18 protein-coding genes are annotated in these 19,937 nt (G+C 56.0%); 12 read left to right on the top strand and 6 right to left on the bottom strand.

All coding sequences use genetic code 11. From position 1 onward, the window contains the following. The first annotated feature begins 12 nt into the window (after positions 1-12). The 6 genes from mreC to tldD all read left to right on the top strand — a co-directional run bounded on the left by mreC (position 13) and on the right by tldD (position 8,955). Positions 13-1,029 (top strand): rod shape-determining protein MreC, encoded by a 1,017-nt coding sequence (gene mreC / locus LA04_RS06945; protein ID WP_023309400.1) that lies wholly within the window; start codon positions 13-15, stop codon positions 1,027-1,029. Continuing rightward, positions 1,029-1,517, top strand: a complete 489-nt coding sequence (gene mreD, locus LA04_RS06940) for a rod shape-determining protein MreD (protein WP_023309399.1) — start codon at positions 1,029-1,031, stop codon at positions 1,515-1,517. Before mreC ends, mreD begins: the two co-directional genes overlap by 1 nt. Before the next feature lie 9 nt (positions 1,518-1,526). Then, entirely contained in the window at positions 1,527-2,120 is a 594-nt protein-coding gene (locus LA04_RS06935; protein WP_023309398.1) for a Maf family protein, read from the top strand. Further along, positions 2,110-3,579, top strand: a complete 1,470-nt coding sequence (gene rng / locus LA04_RS06930; RefSeq protein WP_010436156.1) for a ribonuclease G — start codon at positions 2,110-2,112, stop codon at positions 3,577-3,579. Before LA04_RS06935 ends, rng begins: the two co-directional genes overlap by 11 nt. Before the next feature lie 42 nt (positions 3,580-3,621). Further along, positions 3,622-7,425 (top strand): AsmA2 domain-containing protein YhdP, encoded by a 3,804-nt coding sequence (gene yhdP, locus LA04_RS06925; protein WP_047650958.1) that lies wholly within the window; start codon positions 3,622-3,624, stop codon positions 7,423-7,425. A gap of 84 nt (positions 7,426-7,509) precedes the next feature. Further along, a complete protein-coding gene (gene tldD / locus LA04_RS06920; protein WP_029740073.1) occupies positions 7,510-8,955 on the top strand; it encodes a metalloprotease TldD in 1,446 nt (481 codons plus the stop codon). A gap of 46 nt (positions 8,956-9,001) precedes the next feature. On the opposite strand, the gene LA04_RS06915 is transcribed toward tldD, so the two are convergent. Next, the gene (locus tag LA04_RS06915; RefSeq protein ID WP_047650957.1) at positions 9,002-9,616 is read right to left on the bottom strand and encodes a YagU family protein; all 615 of its coding nucleotides are present in this window, start codon (positions 9,614-9,616) and stop codon (positions 9,002-9,004) included. Between the two features lie 219 nt (positions 9,617-9,835). Further along, positions 9,836-10,762, bottom strand: coding sequence for an HTH-type transcriptional activator AaeR (gene aaeR / locus LA04_RS06910; protein ID WP_047650956.1), 927 nt, complete (start codon positions 10,760-10,762; stop codon positions 9,836-9,838). A 179-nt stretch (positions 10,763-10,941) separates the two neighbouring features. Here aaeR and aaeX point away from each other — a divergent pair, with 179 nt between their 5' ends. From aaeX to LA04_RS06885, 5 genes are all read left to right on the top strand, one after another. Beyond that, complete coding sequence (aaeX, locus tag LA04_RS06905; protein WP_003860416.1) at positions 10,942-11,145, top strand: p-hydroxybenzoic acid efflux pump operon protein AaeX; 204 nt, start codon at positions 10,942-10,944, stop codon at positions 11,143-11,145. Between the two features lie 7 nt (positions 11,146-11,152). Continuing rightward, positions 11,153-12,085, top strand: a complete 933-nt coding sequence (aaeA, locus tag LA04_RS06900) for a p-hydroxybenzoic acid efflux pump subunit AaeA (protein ID WP_047650974.1) — start codon at positions 11,153-11,155, stop codon at positions 12,083-12,085. 5 nt (positions 12,086-12,090) lie between these two features. Next, entirely contained in the window at positions 12,091-14,058 is a 1,968-nt protein-coding gene (gene aaeB / locus LA04_RS06895; RefSeq protein WP_047650955.1) for a p-hydroxybenzoic acid efflux pump subunit AaeB, read from the top strand. 90 nt (positions 14,059-14,148) lie between these two features. Next, entirely contained in the window at positions 14,149-15,603 is a 1,455-nt protein-coding gene (locus LA04_RS06890) for an NAD-dependent succinate-semialdehyde dehydrogenase (RefSeq protein ID WP_045403584.1), read from the top strand. A gap of 45 nt (positions 15,604-15,648) precedes the next feature. Further along, on the top strand, positions 15,649-15,921 hold the full coding sequence (locus tag LA04_RS06885) for a barstar family protein (RefSeq protein ID WP_008502839.1): 273 nt from the start codon (positions 15,649-15,651) through the stop codon (positions 15,919-15,921). Between the two features lie 64 nt (positions 15,922-15,985). Here LA04_RS06885 and yhcN (LA04_RS06880) read toward each other — a convergent pair whose 3' ends face one another. The 3 genes from yhcN (LA04_RS06880) to argR form a co-directional block, all read right to left on the bottom strand. Beyond that, positions 15,986-16,252, bottom strand: coding sequence for a peroxide/acid stress response protein YhcN (gene yhcN / locus LA04_RS06880; RefSeq protein WP_032659672.1), 267 nt, complete (start codon positions 16,250-16,252; stop codon positions 15,986-15,988). Between the two features lie 110 nt (positions 16,253-16,362). Then, positions 16,363-16,626, bottom strand: a complete 264-nt coding sequence (gene yhcN, locus LA04_RS06875; RefSeq protein ID WP_023309389.1) for a peroxide/acid stress response protein YhcN — start codon at positions 16,624-16,626, stop codon at positions 16,363-16,365. A gap of 375 nt (positions 16,627-17,001) precedes the next feature. Continuing rightward, complete coding sequence (gene argR, locus LA04_RS06870; protein ID WP_013098972.1) at positions 17,002-17,472, bottom strand: transcriptional regulator ArgR; 471 nt, start codon at positions 17,470-17,472, stop codon at positions 17,002-17,004. A gap of 397 nt (positions 17,473-17,869) precedes the next feature. On the opposite strand from argR, the gene mdh reads away from it, so the two are divergent. Continuing rightward, positions 17,870-18,808, top strand: a complete 939-nt coding sequence (gene mdh, locus LA04_RS06865; protein WP_023309387.1) for a malate dehydrogenase — start codon at positions 17,870-17,872, stop codon at positions 18,806-18,808. 61 nt (positions 18,809-18,869) lie between these two features. On the opposite strand, the gene degS is transcribed toward mdh, so the two are convergent. Beyond that, a complete protein-coding gene (gene degS / locus LA04_RS06860) occupies positions 18,870-19,937 on the bottom strand; it encodes an outer membrane-stress sensor serine endopeptidase DegS (protein ID WP_023309386.1) in 1,068 nt (355 codons plus the stop codon).

Below are 19,937 nucleotides of genomic sequence, written 5' to 3'. Positions count from 1 at the left end.
TACGCATAGCCTATGAAGCCAATTTTTAGCCGTGGCCCATCGCTACAGTTTCGCCTTATTCTGGCGGTTCTGGTTGCGCTTGGGGTCATTATTGCCGATAGCCGCCTCGGTACGTTCAGCCAGATCAGAACGTACATGGATACCGCCGTCAGTCCTTTCTACTTTGTTTCAAATGGTCCCCGTGAACTGCTCGACTCCGTTTCTCAAACGCTGTCTTCGCGCGACCAACTCGAACTCGAAAACCGGGCATTACGTCAGGAACTGCTGCTGAAAAACAGCGAACTGCTGATGCTGGGGCAATACAAGCAGGAAAACGCGCGCCTGCGTGAACTGCTCGGCTCGCCGCTGCGTCAGGATGAGCAGAAGATGGTCACGCAGGTGATCTCTACCGTAAACGACCCCTACAGCGATCAGGTTGTGATCGACAAAGGGAGCGTGAACGGGGTGTATGAAGGTCAGCCTGTTATTAGCGATAAAGGCGTTGTGGGCCAGGTTGTTGCCGTAGCCAAACTGACTAGCCGCGTGCTGCTGATTTGCGATGCCACGCATGCGCTGCCGATCCAGGTTCTGCGCAACGACATTCGCGTGATAGCGGCCGGTAACGGCTGTACGGACGATCTGCAGCTGGAACATCTGCCGGCAAACACGGATATTCGCGTGGGCGACGTGCTGGTGACGTCCGGCCTGGGGGGACGCTTCCCTGAAGGCTATCCGGTTGCGGTGGTCTCTTCGGTCAAGCTGGATACCCAGCGTGCCTATACCGTGATTCAGGCGCGTCCAACCGCCGGTTTGCAGCGTCTGCGCTATCTGCTGCTGCTGTGGGGCGCCGATCGTAATGGTGCTAATCCGATGACGCCTGAAGAGGTGCATCGCGTAGCAAATGAGCGCCTGATGCAGATGATGCCGCAGGTTCTCCCGCCTGCGGATTCCATGGGGCCGCCTGCGCCAGTACCGGCGCCGGCAACCGGGTTAACGCAGCCGCTGCCGGATGCGCCGCCACCGCCTAAACTCTCTTCGGGAGGGCAGTAGTGGCAAGCTATCGTAGCCAGGGACGCTGGGTCATCTGGCTCTCGTTTCTCATTGCACTGTTACTGCAAGTGATGCCCTGGCCGGATGACATTCTCGTTTTCCGGCCAAACTGGGTATTGCTCATTTTACTCTACTGGATCCTTGCCCTGCCGCATCGCGTAAATGTCGGCACAGGTTTCGTGATGGGTGCCATACTGGATCTCATTAGCGGCTCTACGCTTGGCGTGCGCGCCTTGTCCATGAGCATTATTGCGTACCTCGTCGCACTCAAATTCCAGCTCTTTCGTAACCTTGCGCTCTGGCAACAGGCCCTGGTGGTGATGCTATTGTCGCTCGCTGCGGATATCGTTGTTTTCTGGGCAGAGTTTTTAGTGATCAACGTCTCTTTCCGACCGGAAGTGTTCTGGAGTAGTGTAGTAAACGGTGTGCTCTGGCCATGGTTATTCCTGCTGATGCGTAAGGTTCGCCAGCAGTTTGCTGTGCAATAAAAGGTTTCTATGACGTCTTTGTATCTCGCTTCCGGCTCCCCGCGCCGTCAGGAACTCCTGACGCAGCTAGGGGTCTCTTTTGAACGCATCGTTACCGGCATTGAAGAAAAACGTGCTGAGGGCGAAAGCGCTCAACAGTACGTGTCTCGCCTGGCGCGCGAGAAAGCGCAGGCGGGCGTGGCCAGTGTGCCGCGCGATCTTCCCGTGCTGGGAGCAGATACCATCGTTATTCTGAACGGTGAAGTGCTTGAGAAACCGCGCGACGCCGATCATGCGGCGCGCATGCTGCACAAAATGTCCGGACAAACGCATCAGGTGATGACGGCCGTCGCGCTGGCTGACCGCCAGCACGTGCTGGATTGCCTGGTGGTGACCGAAGTGACGTTCAGAGTACTTACCGACGACGACATCGCCGCTTATATTGCCAGCGGTGAACCAATGGATAAAGCAGGTGCATACGGTATTCAGGGGCTGGGTGGCTGTTTTGTCAGGAAGATTAATGGCAGCTATCACGCCGTAGTCGGCTTACCGCTGGTGGAAACGTATGAGTTGCTGAGCAATTTTAACTCACTGCGTGAGGGAAGGGATAATTATGACGGCTGAATTGTTGGTAAACGTAACGCCATCGGAAACCCGTGTGGCCTATATTGATGGTGGCATTCTTCAGGAAATTCATATTGAGCGTGAAGCGCGGCGCGGAATAGTAGGCAATATCTACAAAGGTCGTGTCAGTCGTGTACTACCGGGTATGCAGGCGGCTTTTGTAGATATTGGACTGGATAAGGCGGCGTTTTTACATGCCTCCGATATCATGCCGCACACCGAGTGCGTCGCGGGCGAAGAGCAAAAGCAGTTTGCCGTGCGCGATATTTCTGAACTGGTGCGTCAGGGGCAGGATCTGATGGTGCAGGTGGTGAAAGATCCCCTCGGTACCAAAGGCGCCCGTCTGACCACCGACATCACCTTACCTTCCCGCTATCTGGTCTTTATGCCCGGCGCGTCGCACGTGGGCGTTTCGCAGCGTATTGAGAGCGAAACCGAGCGCGAGCGTCTGAAGAAAGTGGTCAGCGCCTACTGCGATGAACAGGGCGGGTTTATCATCCGTACCGCTGCGGAAGGGATCAGCGAAGAAGACCTGGCGTCGGATGCGGCTTATCTGAAGCGCGTCTGGACCAAAGTGATGGAGCGTAAAAAACGCAACCAGACCCGCTACCAGCTCTACGGTGAGCTGGCGCTGGCTCAGCGCGTGCTGCGCGACTTTGCCGATGCGCAGCTTGACCGCATTCGCGTGGACTCGCGCCTGACCTATGAAGCGCTGCTGGAATTTACCGCCGAATATATCCCGGAGATGCCGGGCCTGCTGGAGCATTATTCAGGGCGTCAGCCGATCTTCGATCTCTATGATGTCGAAAACGAGATCCAGCGCGCGCTGGAGCGTAAGGTCGAGCTGAAGTCCGGCGGCTATCTGATCATCGATCAGACCGAAGCGATGACCACCGTCGATATCAACACCGGCGCGTTCGTCGGCCATCGCAATCTCGATGACACTATCTTCAACACCAACATCGAAGCCACGCAGGCGATTGCGCGCCAGCTTCGTCTGCGCAATCTGGGCGGCATTATCATCATCGACTTCATCGATATGAGTAATGAAGACCATCGTCGCCGCGTGCTGCACTCGCTTGAGCAGGCGCTGAGCAAAGACCGCGTGAAAACCAGCATTAACGGCTTCTCGCAGCTGGGGCTGGTGGAAATGACGCGTAAGCGTACCCGTGAAAGCGTTGAGCATGTGCTGTGTAATGAATGCCCAACCTGCCATGGACGCGGAACGGTAAAGACGGTTGAGACCGTCTGCTATGAAATTATGCGCGAAATCGTCCGTGTTCATCATGCCTACGACTCCGATCGTTTTCTGGTCTATGCTTCCCCTGCGGTGGCTGAAGCGCTGAAAGGCGAAGAGTCGCACGCGCTGGCGGAAGTGGAAATCTTTGTCGGCAAACAGGTAAAAGTACAAATTGAACCGCTCTATAACCAGGAGCAGTTTGACGTCGTGATGATGTAAGACGCAGTACGCTGCGTGACGAAAGCTGACAAGGAGAGATGCGTGAGGCGATTGCCGGGGATTTTATTGCTTACAGGGGCAACGCTGGTCGTGATTGTCGCGTTGCTCGTGAGCGGGCTACGCCTCGTATTACCGCATCTGGACAGCTGGCGTCCGCAGCTGCTGGCTAAAATCGAATCCACCACCGGCGTGCCGGTGAACGTAAGCCAGATTAGCGCTAACTGGCAGAATTTTGGCCCGACGCTCGATGTCCGGGATATCAACGCCAGCCTCAAAGATGGCGGCCACCTGAAAATCAAACGCGTGACCCTGGCGCTGGACGTCTGGCAAAGCCTGCTGCATCTGCGCTGGCAGTTTCGCGATCTCACCTTTTATCAGCTCCAGTTCCTGACCAATACGCCGCTGTCCGGCGGCGATAGCGGTCAGGGTCTGGAAGCCAACCGCTTCAGCGATCTTTTCCTCCGTCAGTTCGATCACTTCGATCTGCGCGACAGCGAAGTGAGCTTTATTACCCTTTCCGGCCAGCGCGCCGAACTGGCGATCCCGCAGCTGACCTGGCTCAACGGTAAGGATCGGCACCGCGCCGAGGGGCAGGTCAATCTCTCAAGCCTGAACGGCCAGCACGGCGTGATGCAGGTGCGGATGGATCTGCGCGACGATGACGGCCTGTTAAATAACGGCAAAGTCTGGCTACAGGCCGACGATGTGGACGTCAAGCCGTGGCTGGGCGACTGGCTCCAGCAAAATATGCAGCTGGAAACGGCCCGCTTCAGTCTTGAAGGCTGGCTGACCCTGACGAAAGGCGAATTTGCCAGCGGCGATATCTGGCTCAAGCAGGGGGGCGCGAGCTGGAAAGGTGAAAAACAGCAGCATCAGCTTTCCGTCGATAACCTCACCGCGCACGTGACGCAGGAGAAAGAGGGCTGGCAGTTTGCCATTCCGGATACACGCATCACCATGGACGGCAAGCCGTGGCCGCGCGGTGCGCTGACGCTGGCCTGGATGCCGGAGCAGGACGTCGGCGGCGCGGCCAGTAAACGCAGCGACGAGCTGCGCATCCGCGCCAGCAACCTGGATTTGGCTGCCATTGAAGGGCTGCGATCGATGGCGGCTAAGCTCTCTCCTGACCTGGGCGAGATCTGGCTGGCTACGCAGCCGAGCGGGACGATCGACGCTCTGGGGCTGGATATCCCGCTCCAGGCGACGGAAAAAACCCGCTTCCAGGCAACGTGGAAAGATCTTGCCTGGAAGCAGTGGAAGCTGCTGCCGGGGGCGGAGCACTTTAGCGGCAAGCTGGAAGGCAGCGTGGAGAACGGCAGGCTGACGGTTGATATGCACGACGCCAAAATGCCTTACGAGACGGTCTTCCGCGCGCCGCTGGAAATCGAGCAGGGCAGCGCGGTGCTTAACTGGCTCCGTAACGATAAGGGTTTCCAGCTTGATGGCCGGCATATCGACGTGAAAGCCAAAGCGGTGCACGCGCGCGGCGATTTCCGCTATCTGCAGCCTGTAGGTGACGAGCCGTGGCTGGGTATTCTGGCCGGGATCAGCACCGATGACGGCTCTCAGGCCTGGCGCTACTTCCCGGAAAACCTGATGGGAAAAGCCCTGGTAGACTATCTCAGCGGCGCGATTCAGGGCGGTCAGGCGGATAATGCCACGCTGGTCTACGGCGGTAATCCCCATCTGTTCCCGTACAAACACAATGAAGGTCAGTTCCAGGTTCTGGTCCCGCTGCATGACGCTACCTTCGCGTTCCAGCCCGGCTGGCCCGCGCTGAAAAACCTGGATATCGAACTTAATTTCCTCAATGACGGACTCTGGATGAAGTCCGACAGCGTGGCGCTGGGCGGCGTGACGGCCAGTAACCTGACGGCCAACATCCCGGATTACTCAAAAGAGAAGCTGCTGATTGATGCCGACATCAACGGCCCGGGCAAAGCGGTAGGACCGTACTTTGAGGAGACGCCGCTGAAAGAGTCGCTGGCGGCGACGCTTCAGCAGCTGCAGCTTGATGGCGATGTGAATGCTCGCTTACATCTTGATATCCCTCTGGACGGAGACATGACCACCGCCAAAGGCGACGTCCGTCTGAAGAACAACAGCCTGTTCATCAAACCCCTTGAGAGCACCCTGAAAAATCTCAGCGGGCAGTTCAGCTTTGAGAACGGTAACCTGAAGAGCGAGCCGCTTACGGCCAGCTGGTTTAATCAGCCCGTTAATATCGACTTCACGACCACAGAGGGTGAAAAGGCTTATCAGGTGGCCGTCAATCTGGACGGTAACTGGCAGCCCGCGCGTATGGACGTCCTGCCGAAGCCCATTGAGGCGTCAGTGCAGGGCGCAGTCGCCTGGCAGGGTAAAGTGGCAATCGACCTGCCATATCACGCGGGTGCTCAGTATAAGGTCGACATCACGGGCGATCTGAAAAACCTTCAGAGCCAGCTGCCTGCGCCGCTGGATAAACAGGCCGGACAGCCGCTGCCGGTAAAGCTGAACGTCGATGGCAACCTGAACAGCTTCGCGCTGACCGGAAGCGCGGGCGGGACAAACCACTTCAACAGCCGCTGGCTGCTTAACCGCAAGCTCACCCTCGACAAAGCCATCTGGACAACGGATAGCCGCTCCACGCCGCCTCTGCCGGAGCAGTCGGGCATTGAGCTGAATCTCCCGCCGATGGACGGTGCTGAGTGGCTGGCGCTGTTCCAGAAAGGCGTCGGGCAGAACGTTGATGAAGCTGCCCAGTTCCCGCAAACCATTACCGTACGCACGCCGTCGCTGATGCTGGGCGGACAGCAGTGGAACAACCTGAGCCTTGTTTCACAGCCTGGCGCTAACGGTACGAAGGTGGAGGCCCAGGGAAGGGAGATCAACGGCACGCTGACCATGCGCAATCACGCGCCGTGGCAGGCGGCGATCCGCTACCTCTATTACAACCCGGCAAGCGCCGCGAGCGGGAAAGACAAAACGGCAGCGGCGTCGCCGTTGAGTAATGTCTCCCGCGTCGATTTTAGCGGCTGGCCCGATCTCCAACTGCGCTGTGCGGAGTGCTGGCTGTGGGGGCAGAAATATGGCCGTATCGACGGTGATTTCACTATTCAGGCCAACACGCTTACGCTCTCCGGCGGCCTGGTTGATACCGGTTTTGGCCGCATGACGGCCGCAGGGGAATGGGTGAATAACCCGGGCGAGCAGCGAACGTCCCTGAAGGGCGACATTAAAGGCAACAAGCTGGATGCGGCAGCCAATTTCTTTGGTATCAGCACGCCGCTGCGCGGCTCGTCATTTGACGTCGATTACGATCTTCACTGGCGTGACGCCCCGTGGAAGCCGGATGCGGCCTCGCTGAACGGCATTCTGAAAACCCGCTTCGGCAAAGGTGAAATTGCCGACGTGAGCACGGGGCGCGCCGGGCAGATCCTGCGCCTGCTGAGTTTTGATGCGCTGCTGCGCAAGCTGCGCTTCGATTTCAGCGATACCTTCAGCGAAGGTTTCTACTACGATTCCATCCGCAGCACGGCGTGGATCAAGGACGGCGTTCTGCATACGGACGACACGCTGGTGGATGGCCTGGAAGCGGATATCGCCATGAAAGGCTCCGTTAACCTCGTGCGTCGCGAGCTGGATATGGAAGCCGTGGTGGCGCCGGAAATTTCCGCGAGCGTGGGCGTGGCGGCGGCCTTTGTGGTGAACCCGATTGTCGGTGCGGCGGTGTTTGCTGCCAGCAAAGTGCTGGGTCCGCTGTGGAGCAAGGTCTCCATTCTGCGCTACCGCATTACCGGTCCGGTAGATAAACCGCAGATTAACGAGGTGCTGCGCCAGCCGCGCAAAGATGAACAGCAATGATTTGACGTGGGCAGGTAATTGCCTCACTCTCAATAAATACGATCTTTATACCGCCACGGGCGGCAACGAACGAGTAGCAATACGATGAGTCTGAACCTGGTAAGTGAACATTTGCTCGCAGCGAACGGCCTGAGCCATCAGGACCTGTTTTCCATTCTTGGTCAACTGACCGAACGCCGTCTCGACTACGGCGACCTTTATTTCCAGTCGAGCTATCACGAATCCTGGGTTTTAGAAGACAGCATCATCAAAGATGGCTCCTACAACATTGACCAGGGCGTCGGCGTCCGTGCCGTCAGCGGCGAGAAAACCGGTTTCGCCTATGCCGATCAGATTAGCCTCACCGCACTTGAACAGAGCGCGCAGGCCGCACGTACTATTGTGCGTGATACCGGCGATGGTCGCGTGAAAACCCTGGGAGAAGTGCAGCACTCTGCGCTCTATACCAGCATCGATCCGCTGCAGAGCATGAGTCGTGAAGAGAAGCTGGATATCCTGCGTCGCGTAGACAAAGTCGCCCGCGCGGCGGACAAACGCGTGCAGGAAGTCTCTGCCAGCCTGAGCGGTGTCTATGAACTGATTCTGGTGGCGGCAACGGATGGCACTCTGGCAGCGGATGTTCGTCCGCTGGTGCGTCTCTCAATCAGCGTGCAGGTCGATGACGACGGCAAACGCGAGCGCGGCTCAAGCGGTGGCGGCGGTCGTTTCGGCTATGACTGGTTCCTGGGCGATGTTGACGGTGAAGCGCGCGCCGACGCGTGGGCGAAAGAAGCCGTGCGCATGGCGCTGGTGAATTTGAATGCCGTCGCGGCGCCGGCGGGCTCATTCCCGGTGGTGCTGGGCGCTGGCTGGCCGGGCGTGCTGTTGCACGAGGCGGTAGGCCACGGTCTGGAAGGCGACTTTAATCGTCGCGGGACGTCCGTATTCAGCGGTCAGATCGGGCAGCTTGTCTCCTCTGAACTGTGCACCGTTGTGGATGACGGCACCATGCGCGATCGTCGCGGCTCGGTGGCTATCGACGACGAAGGCACGCCAGGCCAGTACAACGTGCTGATCGAAAACGGCGTGCTGAAAGGCTACATGCAGGACAAACTCAACGCGCGCCTGATGGGCGTGGCGCCGACGGGTAATGGCCGTCGTGAATCCTACGCGCACCTGCCGATGCCGCGCATGACCAACACGTACATGCTGCCGGGCAAATCCACGCCGCAGGAGATTATCGAATCCGTCGATTACGGTATCTTTGCGCCAAACTTTGGCGGCGGCCAGGTGGACATTACCTCCGGTAAGTTTGTTTTCTCCACGTCAGAAGCGTATCTGATCGAGAAAGGCAAAGTGACCAAAGCGGTGAAGGGTGCGACGCTGATTGGTTCCGGTATTGAAGCCATGCAGCAGATCTCCATGGTCGGTAACGATCTGAAGCTGGATAACGGCGTGGGCGTCTGCGGTAAAGAGGGCCAGAGCCTGCCGGTTGGTGTAGGCCAGCCAACGCTGAAGGTAGACAACCTGACGGTGGGCGGCACAGCCTGACCTGACCCTGCTTAAAAAAATGGCGCTACTGATGTAGCGCCTTTTTTTAGCGTAAGTTACTCAGCGGTATCTCCGGATCCGGCTCGTGAGTGATGCGATTACGCAAATCACGACGAATGATTTCGATCGACCAGAACCAGATCAGATGGCCCACGATCTCTGACACGTGTTCATACCACGGTAGCTCAAACAGCGGTGGCGTCAGCCCCATCAGAGGGAAGGAGATCATATGAACAAAAAGCTGAGCTAACGCACCCGCCAGCAAACCCTGCCAGAGTTTAATTTTCGGAAAGACTTCCGCAACTACACAATAACCTACAGCGAACACGATTGAGAAAATAATATGTGTTACGCCGACCCAGTTAAATATATGTCCGGCAAATGTATAAACCGCCTCGTTAGGATCGACGACGCCCAGCCAGTCGCGTAAAAATACATAGGGAGGGTTTAAGAAGTTTCGTGAGCAGTCAATCTGGCTGGCGGCTCTTATTAATTGCTCGGGCCCGCATGCGCCGGTGAATACATCGGTGGGACTGCGTGGCGGAAGCGGCACCTCGGCTCCCCATTTGACAAAGGCGGAGACAATCCCTGCAATTAAACCGATGAACGCAGCGAGCCCATAGCGCCTGCGTGAAGGCGGTGTTTGTTCAAATAGATTCATTTGTTTTCCTTGTTTAACATCATCCTGCGGAATTCATTTTATTATTCATATCAGCAACAAATTAATAACAGTCTGAAAGGCTGACTGTTATTAAGGTAAAGGGCAGACGGCGGCAGTGTCAATTCTCTATTCCTGATAGTGACGAAGGAATATTCCAGAATGCAGAGGGGTTTCATCCTGGAAATATTCAACGCTCATATATTTTCAGCGTTAAATCGATTATTCCTTCCTTCTCCCCCGCATCCCCTGAAACAGCTCCGCCACGTCCACAAAATATTCGGTCAGATAGTTAATACACACCTGTACCTTGAGCGGGAGTTTGTCTTTTTCGGTATACAGGGCGTACACCGGACGCGGATCGGACTGGTAGCGCGGGAAGAGGATCTCCAGCACGCCGCTGTTGATCTCGTTGATCACCCACATTAACGGCACGTAGGCGATCCCGGCGCCGGCCACCAGCCAGCGTGAAATGGTCATCGGATCGTTGGTGACAAACCGCCCTTCCGGCAGCAGCCTGGTGGAGATCCCTTCCGGAGCGATCAGCTCAAATTCATTATCGGGCCGCACGCTATACTCCAGCCACGAGTGGTTGGCGAGATCGGCGGGTTTCTCCGGAACACCGTACTGCGCCAGATAGCTTTTCGAGGCGCAGACGACCATCGGCATGCTGCCCAGCCGTCGCGAGAACAGGCTGGAATCCTGCAGTGCGCCGACGCGGATCACCACGTCCAGGCCGTCGGCAATCAGGTCCGGCGCCGGGATACCCGTCACCAGATTAACGGTAAGCCCGGGATATTCTTTCAGCATATCTGCCGTCATGGCAGCGAGAACATTTTGTGCCATAGTTGAAGAACACCCGATGCGCAGCGTGCCGATGGGGGTGTTGTTAAAGGCATAGAGCTGTTCGTGGACATCCTGCACTTCAAGCAGCATGCGGCGACAGCCCTGATAGTAAATTTTACCCGCTTCCGTCAGCCCAATGCTGCGGGTACTGCGGTTGAGCAGCTTGACCTGAAGCTCATCTTCCAGTTTGGACACCGTCTGGCTGATGGATGAGACGCTCATCTGAAGCTGGCGTGCAGCGGCGGTAAACGAGCCCAGCTCAACCACTTTGGCGAAGACCGACATGCGTTTTAAACGTTCCATTGTTCACTCTGGCTTAAAAGTGATTTAGATCACATATTATAGATAACAGCATAACAGTTACGTTAATATATTATTAATTACATAACGGCTGCGCCATTCTCGCCCGGCGTTTCTTGCTCTCCTGCGGTGGCGTGCGCTAAAAAATTCTGAAGCCTGCACTCTCTCTTATCAAGGTCAACATGAGTCTGTTTCCCGTTATCGTGGTGTTCGGTTTGTCGTTCCCACCGATATTTTTCGAGCTTCTTTTATCACTGGCGATCTTCTGGCTGGTGCGCAAGGTGCTGGTCCCTACCGGGATCTACGATTTCGTCTGGCACCCTGCATTGTTCAATACCGCGCTGTATTGCTGCCTGTTTTACCTGATATCGCGCATGTTTGTCTGAGGTTGATGTGAAAACGCTAACAAGAAATATCTCCCGCACTGCCATCACCATGGCGCTGGTTATCCTCGCCTTCATCGCTATTTTCCGCGCCTGGGTTTATTACACCGAATCGCCGTGGACGCGTGATGCACGCTTCAGCGCCGATGTGGTGGCCATCGCCCCCGACGTAGCCGGTCTTATCACGGCGGTTAACGTCCACGATAACCAGCTGGTGAAAAAAGATCAGGTCCTGTTCACCATCGACCAGCCTCGTTACCAGAAAGCGCTGGAAGAGGCGGAAGCGGACGTGGCCTATTATCAGGCGCTCGCTGCGGAGAAACGCCGCGAGGCAGGCCGCCGTAATCAGCTGGGCGTTCAGGCAATGTCCCGCGAAGAGATTGACCAGTCCAACAACGTGCTGCAAACCGTGCTGCACCAGCTGGCGAAAGCGCAGGCAACGCGCGATCTGGCGAAGCTCGATCTCGAGCGCACCGTGATCCGCGCGCCGTCCGATGGCTGGGTCACCAACCTCAACGTCTATGCCGGGGAATTCATTACCCGTGGCTCAACCGCCGTGGCGCTGGTTAAACAGAACTCCTTCTACGTGCTCGCCTATATGGAAGAGACCAAGCTGGAAGGCGTGCGTCCGGGTTACCGGGCTGAAATCACGCCACTCGGCAGCAACCGCGTCTTTAAAGGCACCGTCGACAGCGTTGCCGCAGGGGTGACTAACTCCAGCAGCTCTAACGATGCCAAAGGGATGGCGACGGTCGATTCCAACCTGGAGTGGGTGCGTCTGGCCCAGCGCGTGCCGGTACGTATTCATCTGGATGAACAGCAGGGAAATCTGTGGCCTGCGGGTACCACGGCGACGGTGGTGATTACCGGTGAAAAGGACCGGGATGCCAGCCAGGACTCGTTCTTCCGTAAAATTGCCCACCGCCTGCGCGAGTTTGGTTAATCGCCATGGGTATCTTTTCCATCGCCAGCCAGCACATTCGCTTCGCCGTGAAGCTGGCGTGCGCCATCGTGCTGGCGCTGTTTGTTGGCTTCCACTTCCAGCTTGAAACCCCTCGCTGGGCAGTGCTGACGGCTGCGATTGTCGCGGCAGGCCCGGCCTTTGCCGCGGGCGGGGAACCCTATTCAGGCGCGATCCGCTATCGCGGGATGCTGCGTATCATCGGGACGTTTATCGGCTGCTTCGCGGCGCTGACCATTATTATTTTGATGATCCGCACCCCGCTGCTGATGCTGATGGTCTGCTGCATCTGGGCGGGTTTCTGCACCTGGATCTCGTCTCTGGTGAAAGTGGAGAACTCCTACGCCTGGGGCCTGGCGGGCTATACCGCGCTGATTATTATCATCACCATCCAGTCCGAGCCGCTGCTGGCACCGCAGTTTGCGGTTGAGCGCTGCAGCGAGATTGTGATTGGTATTGTCAGCGCGATCGTCGCTGACCTGCTTTTCTCCCCGCGCTCCATCAAGCAGGAAGTCGACCGTGAGCTTGACGCGCTGATCGTTGCCCAGTATCAGCTGATGCAGCTGTGCATTAAGCATGGCGACAGCGAAGAGGTGGATAAAGCCTGGAGCGGGCTGGTACGTCGTACGCAGGCGCTGGAAGGGATGCGCAGCAATCTTAATATGGAGTCCTCGCGCTGGGCCCGAGCGAATCGTCGCCTTAAAGCCCTCAACACCGTCTCTCTGACGCTGATTACCCAGGCCTGTGAAACCTATCTGATTCAGAACACCCGGCCGGAAGTGGTCACCGATACGTTCCGCGAACTGTTTGCCGAGCCGGTGGAAACCGTGCAGGACGTGCATAAGCAGCTTAAGCGCATGCGCCGGGTGATTGCCTGGACCGGGGAGCGCGACACGCCGGTGACCATCTACACCTGGGTCGGCGCCGCGACGCGCTATCTGCTGCTGAAGCGCGGTGTGATCGGTAACACTAAAATCAGCGCGGCGGAAGAAGAGGTGCTGCAGGGGGAAGTGGTGATCAAGGCGGAATCCGCCGAGCGCCATCACGCGATGGTTAACTTCTGGCGTACGACGCTTGCCTGCATGCTCGGCACGCTGTTCTGGCTGTGGACGGGCTGGACGTCCGGCAGCGGCGCGATGGTGATGATTGCCGTCGTGACCGCACTGGCGATGCGTCTGCCTAACCCGCGTATGGTCGCCATTGATTTCCTTTACGGCACGATTGCCGCGTTGCCGATAGGCGCGCTCTATTTCCTGGTCATCATCCCGTCGACGCAACAGAGCATGCTGCTGCTCTGTATTAGCCTGGCGGTCATGGCGTTCTTTATCGGCATTGAAGTGCAAAAGCGGCGCCTGGGATCGCTGGGGGCGCTGGCGAGTACGATTAACATTATCGTGCTCGATAACCCGATGACCTTTCATTTCAGCCAGTTCCTCGACAGTGCGTTAGGTCAGCTGGTGGGCTGTTTCCTGGCCATGATGGTGATACTGCTGGTGCGGGATAACTCGCAGGCAAGAACGGGCCGCGTGCTGCTGAACCAGTTTGTGTCGGCTGCCGTGTCGTCTTTAACAACCAATACCGCGCGCCGTAAAGAGAACCACCTGCCCGCGCTCTACCAGCAGCTGTTTTTGCTGCTGAACAAGTTCCCGGGCGATATCGCGAAGTTCCGCCTGGCGTTAACCATGATCATCGCACACCAGCGTTTGCGTAACGCGCCCGTGCCGATCAACGACGATCTGTCGGCATACCACCGCCAGCTGCGTCGTACCGCCGATCACGTGCTTTCTGCCAGCAGCGATGACAAACGGCGTCGCTACTTTACGCAGCTTCTTGAAGAGCTCGATACCTATCAGGAAAAGCTCAAGCACTGGGAGGCACCGCCTCAGGTGACCGAGCCGGTAGGACGGCTGGTGTTTATGCTGCATCGCTACCAGAATGCCCTCACTGATAACTGACTGAAGTAAAAAAACCGACGCCAAAAGCGTCGGTTTTTTTGTGGCTATACTTATTCCAGCACGTTCTTACATTTCAGAAAGGGAGAACACATGACGACCCAGGCGCTTCAGGACCACATCCTTTTTCAGACCGGTTATCTGGTCAACGGAATCTGGAAAACGCTGGATACAACCTTTGATGTGCTGAATCCCGCGACCGGCGAGGTCATTGCTAAAGTTGCAAAAGCGGGTAAAGCGCAAACCGAAGACGCTATCGCAGCGGCTACCCAGGCCTTCCCTGCATGGCGTGCCAAAACCGCGAAAGAGCGCTCGGCGATTCTCTACCGCTGGTACGAACTGATTATTGAGAATAAAAGCTGGCTCGGGCGGTTGATGACCACCGAACAGGGCAAACCCCTGAAAGAGGCGGAGGGAGAAGTCGAGTACGCCGCCAGCTTTATCCAGTGGTTTGCTGAAGAGGCCAAACGCGCGAACGGTGAAATTATTCCGCCGATCAAACCCGGCTCGCGCATTCTGGCGACCCGTGAGCCTATTGGTGTGGTTGCGGCGATTACGCCGTGGAACTTCCCGATGGCCATGCTCACCCGCAAGTTAGGCCCGGCGCTTGCGGCCGGATGCACCGGGGTCATTAAACCGGCCAATAACACGCCGCTCAGCGCCTTTGCGCTGCTTACGCTGGCGAAACAGGCCGGAGTGCCCGACGGCGTGCTCAACGCCGTGGCCGGGAATACGCATGAAATCAGCGATGCGATCATGGCCAGCCGCGACGTGCGTAAAATCTCCTTTACCGGCTCAACCTCCGTCGGCAAAACGCTGGTGCGTAACGCCGCGGAAACCATGAAAAAAGTCTCGATGGAGCTGGGGGGAAATGCCCCGTATATCGTTTTTGAGGATGCGGACATCGACGCAGCGGTTAAGGGCGCGATCGCCAACAAGTTCCGCAATGCCGGGCAGGTCTGCGTCAGCGTGAACCGTTTTTATATTCAGGAAACCGTCTACGACAAATTTGTGAATAAACTCGCCGATGCGGTGAATGCGCTGAAGGTGGGTAATGGTCTTGAGGAGGGGGTGGTCGTCGGGCCGCTGATTGAACCTTCTGCGGTCAACAAGGTGCGTGAGCATGTCGACGATGCCGTTGCCCGGGGCGCGACCATCCTGGCAGGGGGTAAGCCTCATCCGCTTGGCGGGAATTTCTGGATGCCAACCGTACTGGGCGACTGCCATGAGGGCATGAAGCTGGCAGAAGAAGAGACGTTTGGCCCGGTGGCGGCGTGCTTCCGTTTCACCTCGGAAGATGAAGTCATCCAGCGCGCCAACAACACCCCTTATGGGCTGGCGGCTTACTTCTACACCCAGAATCTCTCACGGGTCTTCCGCGTTTCACAGGCCATCGAGAGCGGGATGATCGGCATCAACGAGTGCGCCGTCTCCACGGAGCTCGGCCCCTTTGGCGGCGTAAAAGAGTCAGGCCTTGGACGAGAGGGCTCCGTGCTGGGGCTGGAAGAGTATCTGGAAGTTAAAACCCTGCATATTGGGGGATTATAATAGACAGGGCGGCATCTGCCGCTCGCCTGGACTGGGTGGCTGGCAATGAAAACCTATACGTTTGATTTTGACGAGATCGACAGTCAGGAAGACTTCTACCGTGAATTTATCCGGGTGTTTGATCTTGAGCGGGAAAGCGTGACGAATCTGGATACGCTGTGGGACGTGGTCACCGGCAGTCTGTTGCCGCTACCGCTGGAAATTGAGTTCATCCATTTGCCCGATAAGCTGCGAAGACGTTTTGGTGCGCTGATCTTGCTGTTCGATGAAGCGGAAGAAGAGCTTGAAGGGCAGCTGCGCTTTAACGCTCGGCATTGAATGAAAAAAAAAGCCCCTGACCATGAGGCCAGGGGCAAGTCGTATGATGAGATACGACGAGGGTTTATTTATACAGCTCTGCCGTTGCATGCCAGTGGTCACCCTGATTCAGTTCGGTGACGCGATAGCTGCTGGCGCCTGCTTTTTCAGCTTTGGCGGCAAGTTCATGACGAATATCCATCGGTGAACCGGTGACAGACGTTACGGAGACGCTGCCCATACGCTGTAGATTTTGTGCCTGGTCGGCATTTACCTGCTGTACCGCTGCGCTCGCGCCGAAAGAGAGAACGGATGCCAGACCGAGGGTTGCGATGATCAATTTGGTTTTCATAGTCTTTACTCCTGAATAGGGTTTTTACTCAACGGCGAGAAGGGTTGAACCGCTATTTTTATGCCTGGTGCCGTTGAGTGGAGATTTACGTTTTCAGCTATTACTAAAACTTATTTGTACAGCTCAGCGGTGGCGTGCCAGTGGTCACCAGAACGCGCTTCGATGATGCGATAGGATGACGCACCCTGTTCTTCCGCTTTTTTGTTCAGCATCTCATGCATGTCCATTGGCGATGTGCCGACCGCGCCGACAGAAACCGTACCGATGGCCTGGCGGGATTGCGCCTGGTCAGCATTGATAGAGTCTGCTGCGAAAGCACCGAATGACAGGACGGACAGGACGCTGAGCGCCGCTACAGTTGATTTGATTTTCATGATTCTTACCTCGTCGAATTTTTTAGTGGGGTCTTGTTTCGTGACCCTCATCACAAAATCAAGTATACACTAATAACGGTAAAAATTAATACCAGGCTAATGGTTTCCTTTGTTATTACGTATTAAGTAGTCTATTTTTTATAACCAAATTGCATAATATTGGGCGTTTTTTGTTCAGTTTGGATAGCTATATCTAATTAAATCATATGGATATCAGCTTTTGATTTTTTGTGCGATTTTTTGATTTAGCATTCACCAGATCAATGTTAATGGGTGGTAAAAAGCACTATTTGTCAAAGTGAAGGGCAGTACAAAAGAGGGGAGAACGCAGCGGAAGCAGAACGATCCCCGCAGCGACGCTACGGGGAGAGGGGATTAGAGTTCCTGCTCGAACAGTACCAGAATGGCTTCGTGGAGATCTTTCACGGAGAAACCGTTAGCCGGTGTGGTAAAGATGGTGTCATCACCGGCGATAGTCCCGAGGATACCTTCCGTTTTACCCAGCGAGTCCAGCATGCGGGCAATCAGCTGCGCGGCACCCGGGCTTGTGTGGATCACCACGACGGCGTCGTTATGATCGATATCCAGAACCAGGTTTTTGAGCGGGCTGGAGGTGGTCGGCACGCCAAGTTCTGCCGGCAGGCAATAGACCATCTCCATCTTGGCGTTACGCGTACGCACCGCGCCAAATTTCGTTAACATGCGGGAGACTTTCGACTGATTGATGTTATCGAAGCCTTGTTCCTGCAGCGCCTGAACAATTTCTCCCTGAGAACTGAATTTCTCTTCTTTGAGTAGCGCCTTAAACGCCTTTACTAATTCTTCTTGCTTAGACGAGCTTCGCATAAGTCACCCGGAATATGACGATAGAAACAACATTATTATGCATGTGGATGAATTTTTATGCAAATTATCTACTCAGCGCCAGGCTGAAATAATGTTATGAAAGGGAGTGATTTTATCAGATTTCGTTATCAGAAAACATGCCTGGGTCACGCCGCGCAAATAAGCTTAAAAGTAAATTAAATGTTATCAAAATGATGTTGTTTTGGTGGCGGGGCAGGGTGTATTGTAACCACCTCTTAATGCGTTGCCCTCTGTCGTCAGATAGTTTTCTGGTGAGAGATAAAGTCGCGTGACCTCAAATTCTTTAGCTACGAAAATTGTAATTATTTACTTGCTGAATTATGGTCGCCGCAACGGATTTACAGATACTTAAGTTAACCATAATAAGGAGTTTAGGATGAAAGTCGCAGTCCTCGGCGCTGCTGGTGGTATCGGCCAGGCGCTTGCCCTACTACTGAAAACCCAACTGCCTTCAGGCTCAGAACTCTCCCTGTACGATATTGCTCCGGTAACCCCAGGCGTGGCGGTTGACCTGAGCCACATCCCAACTGCTGTAAAAATCAAAGGCTTCTCCGGTGAAGATGCACGTCCTGCGCTGCAGGGTGCCGACGTGGTGCTGATTTCTGCAGGCGTGGCGCGTAAGCCAGGCATGGATCGTTCAGACCTGTTCAACGTCAACGCGGGCATCGTGAAAAACCTGGTGCAGCAGATTGCAGAAATCTGCCCGAAAGCATGCATCGGTATCATCACTAACCCGGTGAACACCACCGTGGCTATCGCGGCAGAAGTGCTGAAGAAAGCGGGTGTTTACGACAAAAACAAACTGTTCGGCGTAACCACGCTGGATATCATCCGTTCCAACACCTTTGTTGCTGAGCTGAAAGGCAAACAGCCAACAGAAGTGGAAGTACCGGTCATCGGCGGTCACTCTGGCGTCACCATCCTGCCTCTGCTGTCGCAGATCCCAGGCGTGAGCTTCACCGAGCAGGAAGTGGCTGACCTGACCAAACGCATCCAGAACGCGGGCACCGAAGTGGTGGAAGCGAAGGCGGGCGGCGGTTCTGCAACCCTGTCTATGGGCCAGGCGGCTGCACGTTTCGGTCTGTCACTGGTTCGCGCTCTGCAGGGCGAGAAAGGCGTTGTTGAATGCGCTTACGTTGAAGGCGATGGCGAACACGCTCGCTTCTTCTCTCAGCCGCTGCTGCTGGGTAAAAACGGTATCGAAGAGCGTAAATCTATTGGTACGCTGAGCGCGTTTGAACAACACGCGATGGAAGGCATGCTGGATACGCTGAAGAAAGATATCACCCTGGGCGAAGAGTTCGTTAACAAGTAATACGAACCGTCTCCCGGCAAAAAAACCGAAGCACTTACTGGCTTCGGTTTTTTTATGCCTGTCAGTTAGTGGCCGGGTATTCCTGAATCGTCACGTGCAGCGTCAGTTTCTTATCGTTGCGCATGACCTCAACCGGGATGATAGAACCCGGGCGAATTTCTGCCACCTGATCCATCGTCTCCAGCGCAGAGACCGCTGGCGTGCCGTTGACCGACACAATGACATCGTTTACCTGAATCCCCGCGTTGGCCGCCGGACCACCCGGTGCCACCTCGTTAACCACGATGCCCTGAATCTGATCGATACCGCCGCCCTGGGTATGCATCGGCGCAATTTCGCGCCCGCCGATACCGATATAGCCGCGGATCACGCGTCCGTCGCGGATCAGCTTATCCATAATTTTGGTCGCCAGCTGGAACGGAATGGCGAAGCCGATCCCTTCTGGCGTCTCACCATCGTTACTTTTATCGAACGAGAGGGTATTGATACCCATCAGCTCGCCCAGCGAGTTGACCAGCGCCCCGCCGGAGTTACCGTGGTTGATGGAGGCATCGGTTTGCAGGAAGTTCTGCCGCCCGGAGGGGTTCAAACCGATACGACCGGTCGCGCTGATAATCCCCTGTGTGATGGTCTGACCAAGGTTGTAAGGGTTACCGATAGCCAGTACGACGTCACCAATATGCGGGGTACGTTTACGGTTGATCGGGATGACCGGCAAACCGCCCGTGGCGTTAATCTTCAGGACGGCCAGGTCGGTCAGGCTGTCAGAGCCAACGAGTAACGCCTCAAACACGCGGCCATCCTGCAGAGCGACGATGATCTGGTCGGCATCGTTAATCACGTGCTTGTTGGTAATAATGTAGCCGCGCTCGTCCATGATCACGCCGGAGCCGAGGGTGCGGATCTCCAGCTGGTTATGGGCTGAGGTATTCAGGCCACGGTTATAGACGTTAACCACGGCAGGTGCGGCACGGCGGACGGCCTGGTTATAGGTGGCCGGCGTTTCATCCGTGCTATCGAACTGGGGAGCCGACAGTTTATTGAATTGACGTAATGACGGCAGCGCCAGCAGCAGCAGGCCAGCGACAATCAAACCGATGACAGTAGAACGTAAGAGCTTTAAAAGCAT

This window comes from Enterobacter sp. UCD-UG_FMILLET (genome assembly GCF_000762975.1).
Taxonomy (GTDB): Bacteria; Pseudomonadota; Gammaproteobacteria; order Enterobacterales; family Enterobacteriaceae; genus Enterobacter; species Enterobacter dykesii.
Note: the sequence above shows the minus strand (reverse complement) of the source record. Positions and strands in the feature narration are given on the sequence as shown.